The 11961-nt window shown below is 65.8% G+C and carries 13 protein-coding genes; 11 read left to right on the top strand and 2 right to left on the bottom strand.

The features are described 5' to 3' along the window. The first annotated feature begins 143 nt into the window (after nucleotides 1-143). The 4 genes from aceF to ACKN61_RS20700 all read left to right on the top strand — a co-directional run bounded on the left by aceF (nucleotide 144) and on the right by ACKN61_RS20700 (nucleotide 4927). On the top strand, nucleotides 144-1553 hold the full coding sequence (gene aceF, locus ACKN61_RS20715) for a dihydrolipoyllysine-residue acetyltransferase (RefSeq protein WP_408951030.1): 1410 nt from the start codon (nucleotides 144-146) through the stop codon (nucleotides 1551-1553). Between the two features lie 242 nt (nucleotides 1554-1795). After that, nucleotides 1796-2479, top strand: coding sequence for a hypothetical protein (locus ACKN61_RS20710; protein WP_408951029.1), 684 nt, complete (start codon nucleotides 1796-1798; stop codon nucleotides 2477-2479). A 109-nt stretch (nucleotides 2480-2588) separates the two neighbouring features. Further along, nucleotides 2589-4412, top strand: coding sequence for a dihydrolipoyl dehydrogenase (lpdA, locus tag ACKN61_RS20705; RefSeq protein ID WP_408951028.1), 1824 nt, complete (start codon nucleotides 2589-2591; stop codon nucleotides 4410-4412). After that, the gene (locus ACKN61_RS20700; RefSeq protein WP_408951027.1) at nucleotides 4409-4927 is read left to right on the top strand and encodes a hypothetical protein; all 519 of its coding nucleotides are present in this window, start codon (nucleotides 4409-4411) and stop codon (nucleotides 4925-4927) included. Before lpdA ends, ACKN61_RS20700 begins: the two co-directional genes overlap by 4 nt. Nucleotides 4928-4967: 40 nt before the next feature. Here the strand turns inward: ACKN61_RS20700 and ACKN61_RS20695 are convergent, their stop codons facing one another. Continuing rightward, nucleotides 4968-5774, bottom strand: coding sequence for a hypothetical protein (locus ACKN61_RS20695; RefSeq protein ID WP_408951026.1), 807 nt, complete (start codon nucleotides 5772-5774; stop codon nucleotides 4968-4970). 295 nt (nucleotides 5775-6069) lie between these two features. Further along, a complete protein-coding gene (locus ACKN61_RS20690) occupies nucleotides 6070-6276 on the bottom strand; it encodes a DUF2061 domain-containing protein (RefSeq protein ID WP_031371115.1) in 207 nt (68 codons plus the stop codon). A 322-nt stretch (nucleotides 6277-6598) separates the two neighbouring features. Between ACKN61_RS20690 and ACKN61_RS20685 the strand changes: the two genes are divergently transcribed. The 7 genes from ACKN61_RS20685 (at nucleotide 6599) to atpG (ending at nucleotide 11940) form a co-directional block, all read left to right on the top strand. Next, the gene (locus tag ACKN61_RS20685; protein WP_031371116.1) at nucleotides 6599-6967 is read left to right on the top strand and encodes a hypothetical protein; all 369 of its coding nucleotides are present in this window, start codon (nucleotides 6599-6601) and stop codon (nucleotides 6965-6967) included. A 10-nt stretch (nucleotides 6968-6977) separates the two neighbouring features. Then, entirely contained in the window at nucleotides 6978-7814 is an 837-nt protein-coding gene (gene atpB, locus ACKN61_RS20680) for a F0F1 ATP synthase subunit A (protein WP_057920209.1), read from the top strand. Between the two features lie 76 nt (nucleotides 7815-7890). Further along, complete coding sequence (gene atpE, locus ACKN61_RS20675; RefSeq protein ID WP_031371118.1) at nucleotides 7891-8172, top strand: F0F1 ATP synthase subunit C; 282 nt, start codon at nucleotides 7891-7893, stop codon at nucleotides 8170-8172. 89 nt (nucleotides 8173-8261) lie between these two features. Next, nucleotides 8262-8732 carry a F0F1 ATP synthase subunit B gene (locus ACKN61_RS20670; protein WP_057919212.1) on the top strand — a complete coding sequence of 157 codons (471 nt, stop codon included), beginning with the start codon at nucleotides 8262-8264 and terminating at the stop codon, nucleotides 8730-8732. A 17-nt stretch (nucleotides 8733-8749) separates the two neighbouring features. Further along, nucleotides 8750-9277 carry a F0F1 ATP synthase subunit delta gene (locus ACKN61_RS20665; RefSeq protein ID WP_031371120.1) on the top strand — a complete coding sequence of 176 codons (528 nt, stop codon included), beginning with the start codon at nucleotides 8750-8752 and terminating at the stop codon, nucleotides 9275-9277. Between the two features lie 138 nt (nucleotides 9278-9415). Continuing rightward, a complete protein-coding gene (atpA, locus tag ACKN61_RS20660) occupies nucleotides 9416-10966 on the top strand; it encodes a F0F1 ATP synthase subunit alpha (RefSeq protein ID WP_031371121.1) in 1551 nt (516 codons plus the stop codon). Between the two features lie 110 nt (nucleotides 10967-11076). Continuing rightward, nucleotides 11077-11940 carry a F0F1 ATP synthase subunit gamma gene (atpG, locus tag ACKN61_RS20655; protein ID WP_031371122.1) on the top strand — a complete coding sequence of 288 codons (864 nt, stop codon included), beginning with the start codon at nucleotides 11077-11079 and terminating at the stop codon, nucleotides 11938-11940. Nucleotides 11941-11961: the final 21 nt, after the last annotated feature.

Genomic DNA, 11961 nt, shown 5'->3' with positions numbered 1-11961 from the left:
GCAGTACTGGGGCGTACGCTGGCGCCGCCGGTGTGCGTTCCGGTGCCGCTTAGGCCTTTAGTGGGTATTGGCCGGCAACGCGGTTGGCGTGACCGCCTGCAACCGCCACAATAGGGTTTTCGCGCATTGCGGAGCCCCACGAAATGGCTGAGCTGAAGGAAGCACGCGTCCCCGACATCGGCGACTACGACGGCGTACCCGTCATCGAACTGCTGGTCGCGGTCGGCGACACGGTCACCCAGGACCAGGGACTGGTGACGCTGGAATCGGACAAGGCCACGATGGAAGTGCCGGCGCCGTTCGCCGGCGTGGTGCGCGAGCTCAAGGTCAAGATCGGCGACCAGTTGGCCGAAGGCAGCGTGGTCGCGCTGATCGAACCAACCGAAGGGGAAGCCAAAGCAGCGCCTGCTTCGCCGCAAGAGCCGGCAAAACCCGCCGCGCCCGCAGCTCCGGCACCCGCTCCCGCCAAAGCCGAAGCTCCCGCCGCAGCGAAGGTCGAGGCCCCGGCCGCGCCCGCCGCAGCCCCTGCAGCGATCCCCGGCGCCAACGCCGGCACCGATCCCGAAGCGATGCCGCCGCGCACCCCGCCGGTGGCGTTCACCGCCGACGAACTCATGCCCGACAAGGTGCCGTATGCGAGCCCGGCGGTGCGTCTGTTCGCACGCGAGCTCGGCGTCGACCTGGGTCGAGTCAGCGGCAGCGCACGCGGCGGCCGCATCAGCAAGGAAGACGTGCAGTCCTTCGTCAAGGGCGTCATGCAGGGCGGCGGCGCGGTCGCCGCGACCGGCGGCGCGCCGGCCTCGAACGGCGGCGGCCTCAACCTGCTGCCGTGGCCGAAGGTCGACTTCAGCAAGTTCGGCGAGACCGAGACGGTCGCGCTGTCGCGCATCAAGAAGCTCTCCGGCGCCAACCTCGCGCGCAACTGGGCGATGATCCCGCACGTCACCCAGCACGACGATGCCGACATCACCGAGCTCGAAGCGCTGCGTGTCGCGCTGAACAAGGAAAACGAGAAGTCGGGCATGAAGCTGACCATGCTCGCCTTCCTGATGAAGGCCAGCGTGGCCGCGTTGAAGAAGTACCCCGATTTCAACGCCTCGCTCGATGCCTCCGGCGAAAACCTGACCCTCAAGAAGTATTTCCACATCGGCTTCGCCGCCGACACCCCGAACGGCCTGGTGGTTCCGGTGGTGCGCGACTGCGACAAGAAGGGCGTGCTGCAGATCGCCAAGGAAACCGGCGAACTCGCCGCCAAGGCGCGCGACGGCAAGCTCGGCCCGGCCGACATGAGCGGCGGTTGCTTCTCGATCAGCTCGCTCGGCGGCATCGGCGGCACCTCGTTCACGCCGATCGTCAACGCGCCGGAAGTCGCGATCCTCGGCGTGTCGAAGTCGGCGACCAAGCCGGTCTGGGACGGCAAGCAGTTCGTGCCGCGCCTGCTCCTGCCGCTGTCGCTGTCCTACGACCACCGCGTCATCGACGGCGCCGCCGCCGCGCGCTTCACCGCCTACCTGGCGCAGCTGCTGGCCGATCTGCGCCGCGTGCTGTTGTAAGCGCGGCACGCGTCGGCGATGGCTTCCCGCTTAGGTTCCGTAGTGCGCATCGCGTCGCTGCCGTCATCGGCGGCGGCGCGGAGCAGGCTACCGTGCCAGGCCGCCCTGCCGACTTCGCCCGATGCCGGCGATGCCGCCGCGATGCGCTCCGGTCCGCGACCGGGACGCCTCGCTGCGACCGCGCCGAGCTCGCAAGCTCCACGCCCCGACGCCTGCTGTTCTCCATAGGATTGCCCGCCGTAATGAGCCGCATACCGAACGTCTCCGCTCCACGCCGTCTTGGCCGCATCGGCCTGATCGCCTTGCTGCTGGCCGCTCCGTTGGCTCACGCCGCCGATGGCTGCCAAGTGTCCCTGGGCCGCGGTTGGCCGCCGGCCACCGAAAACCACGGCTCGGCGGTCGAGCAATTGCTCGCGGCCAAGGCCGAGCCGGGCCTGCGCCTGACCTATCTGCCGGCGCGCGGCGTCGAGAGCGGCCTGATGCTGATTCCGGGCGAGAGCGACTGGACCCTGCGCCATGCCACCGCCAGCGAGCGTGTCGCGGCCTGGAGCTCCTCGCGCCGCAGCTCGGCGCTGGAACTGCGGGTGGACCAGGAAGTCGAGAACGAAGAGGCGCCGATGCCGGCCGCTCTGGCCCAGCGCCTGGTCGCGAGCTGGAAGCGCGCGCTGTCGACGCTGGCGCCGGAAGGCAAGGCCGCCGAGTTCCACGAGCAGGACCAGTTGATCTTCGTCGTCGACGGCCTGCGCATCAGCGGCGTGCGCCCCGATTGCGGGCCGGGCGAATCGATCATGGAACAGGTCGGCCTGATGACCGAGGCGGCGAACGAAAGCGAGTCCAAGCGCGAACGCCGCTGGCGCGCGCTGGAAGAATCGCTGGACGAATTGGACAAGCGTCTGGCCGAAGCCGCATCGACGCCGGCGAGCTGATCCGGCGTACGCGCCGCCCCATGCCAGGCCGTCGCGCTGCGATGGCCGCCCCCACGACGGACGCTTCGAGCGCGCCGTCGGCCCGAGACAGAACAAAGGACGCAGCGTCATGGCCAACAACATCGAAGTGAAGGTTCCCGACATCGGCGGCTACGACGACGTGCCGGTGATCGAATTGCTGGTCGCCGTCGGCGATACGGTGAAGAAAGACCAGGGCCTGGTCACGCTGGAATCGGACAAGGCGACGATGGAAGTGCCCTCGTCGGCCGACGGCGTGGTCAAGTCGATCAGCGTCAAGATCGGCGACAAGGTCTCCGAGGGCGCGGTGATCGCGATCCTCGAAGCGCAAGGCGCAGGCGAGGCGCCGAAGCCGGCCGCGGACAACAGCGCAGCGGCGCCGGCCGAAGCGCCGAAGCCCGCTGCCGCTGCGGCTCCCGCTGCGGCAGCAACGGCAACGGCAAGCAGCGCACCCGCACCGAGCGCGGCCGCGGCGAGCGGCCGCAAGGCCGACGTCGAATGCCGCATGCTCGTGCTCGGCTCCGGCCCCGGCGGCTACACCGCCGCGTTCCGCGCCGCCGACCTCGGCCTCGACACGGTGCTGGTCGAGCGCTACGCCAGCCTCGGCGGCGTCTGCCTCAACGTCGGCTGCATTCCGTCCAAGGCGCTGCTGCATGCGGCCGCGGTCATCGACGAGGCCGAACACGCCAGCGACTACGGCGTCAGCTTCGGCAAGCCGAGCATCGACCTGGACGCGCTGCGCAAGTACAAGGAAAAAGTGGTCGGCCAGTTGACCAAGGGCCTGGCCGGCATGGCCAAGCAGCGCAAAGTGCGCGTGGTCTCCGGTACCGGCCGCTTCGTCTCGCCCAACGAGCTGGAAGTGGCGGGCGAGGGCGGCACCCAGTTGATCCGCTTCGAGCAATGCATCATCGCGGCCGGTTCGCAGGCGGTGAAGCTCGGCAATTTCCCGTGGGACGACAAGCGCGTCATGGATTCCACCGACGCGCTGGAACTGGCCGAGATTCCGCAGAAACTGCTGGTCGTCGGCGGCGGCATCATCGGCCTGGAAATGGCCACGGTGTACCGTGCGCTCGGCAGCGAAGTCACCGTGGTCGAGTTCATGGACCAGTTGATGCCGGGCGCCGATCCCGACCTGGTCAAGCCGCTCGCCGACCGCCTGAAGAAGCAGGGCGTGACGGTGCATCTGAAGACCAAGGCCGCGGCCACCGAGGCGCTGAAGGAAGGCATCAAGGTGTCGTTCGAAAGCGCCGAAGCCGGCAAGGCCGCCACGCTCGAAGCGACCGTCTACGACCGTGTGCTGGTCGCGGTGGGCCGCGCGCCGAACGGCGGCAAGATCGGCGCCGACCAGGCCGGCGTCAGCGTCACCGAACGCGGCTTCATTCCGGCCGACCGGCAGATGCGCACCAACGTGCCGCACATCTTCGCCATCGGCGATCTGGTCGGTAACCCGATGCTCGCCCACAAGGCCACCCACGAAGGCAAGCTCGCCGCCGAAGTGGCCGCCGGCGAGAAGAAAGAGTGGGTGGCGCGGGTGATTCCGTCGGTGGCCTACACCGATCCGGAAATCGCCTGGGTCGGCGTCACCGAGAGCGAGGCCAAGGCCAAGGGCCTCAAGGTCGGCATCGGCAAGTTCCCGTGGGCCGCCAGCGGCCGCGCGATCGGCATCGGCCGCACCGAGGGCTTCACCAAGTTGATCTTCGACGAAGCCACCCACCGCATCGTCGGCGGCGGCATCGTCGGCGTGCACGCCGGCGACCTAATCGCCGAGATCGGCCTGGCGATCGAGATGGGCTGCGAAGTCGCCGACATCGGCCACACCATCCACCCGCACCCGACCCTGAGCGAATCGGTCGGCATGGCCGCCGAGGTGTTCGACGGCACCATCACTGATTTGTATATCCCGAAGAAGAAGTGATCCTGCGCCGGGCATTGCTGGCCCTGATCGCCGCGATGCCCGGACTGGTCCTGGCTTGTTCTTGTGGGTGGCCACGAGACGGATTGCAGGGCCAGGTTGCGCGCGCACGGGTCGTCGCGGTGGTACGGGTAACCGCGGCCGAAACGATTTCTGACCCGTCCGGGGAATCCGACGGAAACGTCGTGCGTGCGCGTTTCGTCGTGGTCGAGTCTTTGAAAGGCGATTCCACGTCCATAGAGAGCCTGATCTCTCCTATCAGCTTCTGCGGAATCGATATTGCGATCGGTCACGAGTATCTCGTTTATGCCCATGACCGGGAACGCGCTGCATTTCTGCATTACTGCGGTGGGGCACGCGATTTGGGCGCCGAGGGGGGAACCCGCGATGCGCAGGTCCTCGCGATACGCCGATACCTGGCCGAGGCGCGTCCGATCGGCGAACGCGACAACTGGCTCGGAGTTCCGCCGCCGCCACCGCCACCCAAGGCTGGCGCAACACGTTGCGGCCAGCCTTAGGGTGCGATGACCAGGCAGGGTATGAAGGTCGTACGCTGCCTCAGAACGACAGCGTCACGCCCGCCATCGGTCCCTTGAAGCGCTGATCCAGGCCGATCACGCCGTCGTTGCCTGCGCGCCGGGCGTCGATCTTGAACCAGTCGTAGCCGACGAAGGCGCCGATCGCCGGGGTGAAGCGGTATTCGACCAGGGCGTTGGCGCGGCTGATGTCGCCTTCGTAATCGCCGAAATCGCCCCAGTCGGCGTCGAGGTACTGGCCCTGGACGACGAAGCGCCACTTGTCGTTCGGCGACAGGGTCAGGCGCGTGCCGACCACCGGCGCATAGCCGTCTTCGCTGGAACTGGTGCGGTAGTTGTCGGCGCCGGCCTCGGCGCGCAGCTTGCCTTCGAGCTTGGCGTACTCCACGCCGATCTGCAGGCCCCAGCTCACCGTTTCGGTTTCGACCACGGCGTAGTCGTACATCACGCTGGCCAGTTCGAACTTGGCCTTGGCCTCGGCGAAACTGCCGGCCGGGATGGTCGTGTCGTCGTAGGAAATCGCCTCGTTGAGCGTCGCGCGTTTGCTCTTGTCGTAGCCGAAGTAGTTGAACAGCAGGCGGTTGCGCTCGCTGAAGCGGAACACGCCTTCGATGCGCGGCACGGTTTCGCGGCTGCCGAAATCGAAGTCCTGGCTGAATCGGTAGGGTTCGCCGCGGTAAGTGGTGCCGGCGCTGAGTTCGCCGCTGCCTTCGACCGACATGGCGCCCAAACGTACGGTGAAGCGATCGTCTTCGGCATGCGCGGATTGCGCGAACAAAGCGCTCGTCGCGGCCAACGCGAGCGTCAGTGGCAAAATTTTCGGGTTCACAGGATCACTCCGTTGCGGGGGAAGCGCAGTACGGTTTTATGTACTGGCCCGTACATGAATGCCGCGCGGGAAGTGCAGTGACGGTGAAAAAAAGCGGTGCCGACCGTTGCGGCAAAGTCGCAATGCCCCGAACGGTGACCCTTGCCGCAAAAAGGCGAAGCCCCGGCGGGTCATGCCGGGGCTTCGGGGGAGCCCGCCGCTGCTTTGCCATTGACGAGGAGAGAGAGGCGGCGGGCGTTCACAGATACTGACCGGTGCTTTCGCGAAAGGTTCCGAACTTCGTCAAAGATTTCGATCAAGTCGCCAGCGCGCCCGGCGAGGCCGCGGCGCGGCGGCGTTCGATCCGCTTCCAGATCTTTTCGTGGAAGTGGAAGGCCACCGTGTTGCAGGCCGGTTCGACCAGGGCCAGCGCGCCGCCGACCCAGACGCTGCCGGTCATCAGGTAGCCGACGAGGAACGCGACCGAGAAATGCACGCAGGCAAAGCTGAGGGTCTTGCTCATGGGGATGGTCTAAATGAGAATTGTTCTCAACAATACGCCTTTGCCTTCGGAAATCAAATCGACCTTTATGCTCGATACGATAGATCCCGGCTATCGATGCGGCCGCCCGCGGCGCGCGCTTTACCTGCCGGGTAATTCAACGGCCGCGCAGTGCGGGCCATAGTCGCGGCCATGAAGTCCTCCGCCGCCGCCATAGATACCGTGTACTACCGGGCGCTGCGCACAGGTATGACCGACGCCGGTTGCCGCAACTGCGCCCGCGTTCTATACTTTTGCGGCTCTACCGGGCGCTTTGCGCCAACCCCATACCGACGAGTCCCGCGTGCACGATCCTTTGTCCGCAGGTCGCCGGTTGGCGTCGCGCGCGATTGCCTGGCAATTCGGCGCGATGGCGCTGGCTGCGCTGGCCTTCTACCCCTTCGGTGCGTCACACGCATTGGCGGCGGCGGTCGGCGGCGGCGCGACGGTCGCTGGCAGCCTAGTGGCCGCCAGGATGGCATTGGGGGGAGGCGTGCAACCGGCCGGGATGGTAGTGGGTCGGTTGTTGGCCGGAGTCATATTCAAATGGGTGGTGGTACTGGCGGTGCTCGGGCTCGGAATGGCCTGGTGGCGTCTACCTCCGCTTCCAATGCTGGTGGGGCTGTTGGCGGCGACGCTGGCGTTCGTACTGGCCAATCTTTTGAAACGATAAGGTGTCTTTCGTGAGTGAACAGACCGGTTCGGGCGGCCTGAACGAATACATCAAGCACCATTTGACCCACAACACCAGTGAGGTCTTTGGCAGTGAAGCGTTGTCGAAGTTCAATTTCGACTCGTGGATCGTCGCTTTGGTGCTCGGCCTGCTCTTCATCCTGTGGTTCGGTCTGGCGGCACGCAAGGCCACCGCGGGCGTCCCGAGCAAGGGCCAGGCTTTCGTCGAGATCATTCTCGAGTTCATCGACGGCCAGGTGAAGGACACCTTCCACGGCGACCGCCGTTCGGTGACCCCGCTGGCGCTGACCATCTTCATGTGGGTCGTGTTCATGAACACGATGGATCTGCTGCCGCTCGACCTGTTCGGCTGGCTGGTCCACGTCACCGCCGGTCCGGAAGCGGCGCACCACACCTATTTCCGCGCCGTCCCGACCGCCGATCTCAATACCACGTTCGCGATCTCGGCCTCGGTGTTCTTCATCCTGATCGGCCACGCGGTTTCGGCCAAGGGCGTCGGCGGCTTCGGCAAGGAACTGGTCACCGCGCCGTTCCATGCGCACGGCCCGATGAAGCTCGTGCTGGTGCCGGTCAACCTGGTCATGAACATCATCGAGTGGCTGGTCAAGCCGGTTTCGCTCGCGATGCGACTGTTCGGCAACATGTACGGCGGCGAGCTGGTGTTCATGCTCATCGCCGGTCTGATGGGAAGCATCTACACGTTCGTGCCTGGCGTGATCGCCAACGCGGCCTGGGCGATCTTCCACATCCTGATCATCCTGTTGCAGGCCTTCATTTTCATGATCCTCACGGTCGTCTACATCGCCGGCGCCCGCGAAAGTCATTGATCCATCGCTCGACGCGCACCACCCCTCATTCGTTTTCCCTTCACCGTTTAGCACTACCTCTACCAGGAGAAGCACCATGGAGTTCATCGCCAACGTTCAGGGTCTGACCGCCATCGCGATCGGCATCATCATCGGCCTCGGCGCGCTCGGCGCTTGCCTGGGCATCGCGATCATGGGTTCGAAGTTCCTCGAATCCGCCGCGCGTCAGCCGGAGCTGGTCCCGATGCTGCAGGGCCGCATGTTCCTGCTGGCCGGCCTGATCGACGCCGCGTTCATCATCGGCCTCGCCGTTGCCCTGTTCTTCGCGTTCGCCAACCCGCTGATCGAAGCCGTCAAGCTCGCTGGCGCCGCTGGCTGATCAGGCAGAACCGTGCCCCGACCGGGGCACGATTCGGCAACCCGGGCCGGCGCTAGCCGGCCCAACGTAAGCAACGTCGAGGACCCGTCATGAATCCCAACATGACTTTCTTCGGTCAGATGCTCTCCTTCGCGATCCTCGTATGGTTCACGATGAAGTTCATTTGGCCGCCGCTGAACGCAGCGATCGAAGAGCGCCAGAAGAAAATCGCCGAAGGTCTTGCGGCTGCCGAACGCAGCCAGAAAGACCTTGCGCAGGCGCAGGAAAGCGTCGACGCGGCGCTGCGTGAAGCCCGTACCAAGGCCAACGAGATCATCGATCAGGCGCATCAGCGCGCCAATCAGATCATCGACCAGGCCAAGACCGACGCCGTCGTCGAAGGCACGCGCCTGAAAGCGCTGGCCGACGCCGAAATCGCCGCGGCCACCGATCGCGCTCGCGAGGATCTGCGCAAGCAGGTGTCCACGCTGGCCGTGACCGGCGCCGAAAAGCTGCTCAAGCGCGAAATCGACGCCAACGCCCACAAGGCGCTGCTCGACGAGCTGGCCGCAGAAATCTGATCGGATAGCCCAACGCGATGAGCCAGAACCTTACCCTCGCACGTCCGTACGCCCGCGCCGCTTTTGCGGCAGCGAACGACGCCGGCCGCTCCGCCGAATGGTCCCAGGCGCTCGCCTTCGCGGCGCGCGTCGCCGGCGATCCGCAGGTGCAGGGGCTGCTCGGTCATCCGCAGCTGACCCTCGCCGACGCGGTCGGCCTGGTCGCGATCGACGGCGCGGACGAAGCCTTCCAGCGCTTTCTCGCGCTGCTGGCCGACAACCGCCGTCTGGCGCTGCTGCCGGAGATCTCCGGTCAGTTCGAGGAACTGCGCGCCGAAGCCGACCGCGTGGTCAAGGCCAAGGTCACCTCCGCCAGCGATCTGCCCGCGGCCGAACTCGAATCGATCACGGCCGCGCTGGTGAAGCGCTTCGGCCGCAAGGTCGAAGTCGAGACGGCCGTCGACGCATCGCTGATCGGCGGCGCGGTGATCGATGCCGGCGACGTGGTGATCGATGGCTCGCTCAAGGGCAAGCTCGCGCGCCTGCAGACGGCGCTGGCCGGTTAAGCCGGGAATAGAGAATAGGAAATAGGGAATCGTCGAAGCAGTAGCTCTTCCGATTCCCGATTCCCCATTCCCGACTCCCGAACCAAAAGAAAGCACCCGCGCGTCGCCCCATCGCGATGCAGGACCAAGGAAACGACAATGGCAAGCACCCAGCTCAACCCGTCCGAAATCAGCGAACTGATCAAGACCCGCATCGAGAAGGTCAAGCTGGCCGCCGAAGCGCGCAATGAAGGCACGGTCACCTCGGTGTCCGACGGCATCGTGCGCATCCACGGCCTGGCCGACGTGATGCAGGGCGAAATGATCGAACTGCCGAACAACACCTTCGCCCTGGCGTTGAACCTGGAGCGCGACTCGGTCGGCGCCGTGGTGCTGGGCGATTACGAACACCTGCGCGAAGGCGACATCGCCAAGACCACCGCACGCATCCTGGAAGTGCCGGTCGGCCGCGAACTGCTCGGCCGCGTGGTCAACGCCCTCGGCGAGCCGATCGACGGCAAGGGCCCGATCGCCGCGACCATGACCGCTCCGGTGGAGCGCGTGGCCCCGGGCGTGATCTGGCGCAAGTCGGTCGACCAGCCGGTGCAGACCGGTTACAAGACCGTCGACGCGATGATCCCGATCGGCCGCGGCCAGCGCGAGCTGATCATCGGCGACCGCCAGACCGGCAAGACCGCCCTGGCGATCGACGCGATCATCAACCAGAAGGGCACCGGCATTAAGTGCGTGTACGTCGCGATCGGCCAGAAGGCCAGCTCGGTCGCCAACGTCGTGCGCAAGCTCGAAGAGAACGGCGCGCTCGCCCACACCATCGTGGTCGCCGCGACCGCGTCCGAATCGGCCGCGATGCAGTACATCAGCGCCTACTCGGGCTGCACCATGGGCGAGTACTTCCTCGACCGCGGCGAAGACGCGCTGATCGTGTACGACGATCTGTCCAAGCAGGCCGTCGCCTACCGCCAGATCTCGCTGCTGCTCAAGCGCCCGCCGGGCCGCGAAGCCTACCCGGGCGACGTGTTCTACCTGCACAGCCGCCTGCTCGAGCGCGCCGCGCGCGTGTCGACCGACTACGTCGAGAAGTTCACCAACGGCGAAGTGAAGGGCAAGACCGGTTCGCTGACCGCGCTGCCGATCATCGAAACCCAGGCCGGCGACGTTTCGGCGTTCGTTCCGACCAACGTGATCTCGATCACCGACGGCCAGATCTTCCTGGAAACCGACCTGTTCAACGCCGGCATCCGCCCGGCCGTGAACGCCGGTATCTCGGTGTCGCGCGTCGGCGGCGCGGCCCAGACCAAGATCGTCAAGAAGCTGTCCGGCGGCATCCGTATCGCCCTGGCCCAGTACCGCGAGCTGGCTGCGTTCGCGCAGTTCGCTTCCGACCTCGACGAAGCCACCCGCAAGCAGCTCGAGCGCGGTCAGCGCGTCACCGAGCTGATGAAGCAGAAGCAGTACGCGCCGATGTCGATCGCCCTGCAGTCGCTGTCGATCTACGCGGTCGACAAGGGCCACATGGACGACGTGCCGGTGACCAAGATCGGTGCGTTCGAAGAGGCGCTGCACGCGCACTTCACCAACACCGCAGGCGAGCTGGTCAAGAAGATCAACGACAGCGGCGACTGGAACGACGAAATCGAAGGCGCCTTCAAGAAGGGCATCGAAGAGTTCAAGCGGACCGGGACCTGGTGAGTAAGGCCGGGATTCGCGGTTAGGGATTCGGGATTCGGCGCAGCCGGTCCCGATCCCCGTTTCAGCGAATCCCGAATCCCGAATCCCCAATCCCACGAGCGGAGCGAGCAATGGCCGGCGGCAGAGAAATCAAAACCAAGATCAAGAGCGTGCAGAACACCCGCAAGGTGACGCGCGCGCTCGAAATGGTCTCGGCTTCCAAGATCCGCAAGGCGCAGGATCGGATGAAGACCTCGCGCCCGTACGCGCGCGTGATCAAGCAAGTGATCGGTCACCTGGCCCAGGCCAACACCGATTACAAGCATCCGTACATGGTCGAGCGCAAGGATCCCAAGCGCGTCGGCTACGTGATCGTGTCGTCCGACCGCGGCCTGGCCGGCGGCCTCAACAACAACCTGTTCCGCAAGCTGCTCGGCGAAATCCGCAAGTGGCAGGAGCAGGGCGTCGAGGTCGACGTGGTCACCATCGGCCAGAAGGCCTCGGTGTTCTTCCGCCGCATCAAGGTCAATATGCTCGCTTCGGTCACCCACCTGGGCGACAAGCCGCACCTGGAGCAGCTGGTCGGCGTGATCAAGGTCATGCTCGACGCCTACAGCGCCGGCAACATCGATCGCGTGTTCCTGAGCTACAACGACTTCGTCAACACGATGACCCAGCGCGCGGCGTTCGATCAGCTGCTGCCGCTGCCGGCGCCGGAAACGCAGGTCGCCAAGCACGACTGGGACTACATCTACGAACCCGATGCGCAGACCGTGCTCGATCACGTGCTGACGCGCTACATCGAGTCGCTGGTGTACCAGGCCGTGCTGGAGAACGTGGCTTCCGAACATGCCGCGCGCATGGTCGCGATGAAGTCGGCGAGCGACAACGCCAGCAAGCTGATCGGCACCCTGAACCTGGTCTACAACAAGGCCCGTCAGGCGGCGATCACCCAGGAAATCTCCGAAATCGTCGGCGGCGCCGCGGCGGTCTAAACCATCCGGTGGGCGCGGCCT

Origin of the sequence: Lysobacter sp. Hz25, assembly GCF_046097045.1 — a bacterium.
In the GTDB taxonomy this organism is placed as follows: Bacteria; Pseudomonadota; Gammaproteobacteria; order Xanthomonadales; family Xanthomonadaceae; genus Lysobacter; species Lysobacter antibioticus_B.
This window is presented reverse-complemented; position numbering and strand designations above follow the sequence as displayed.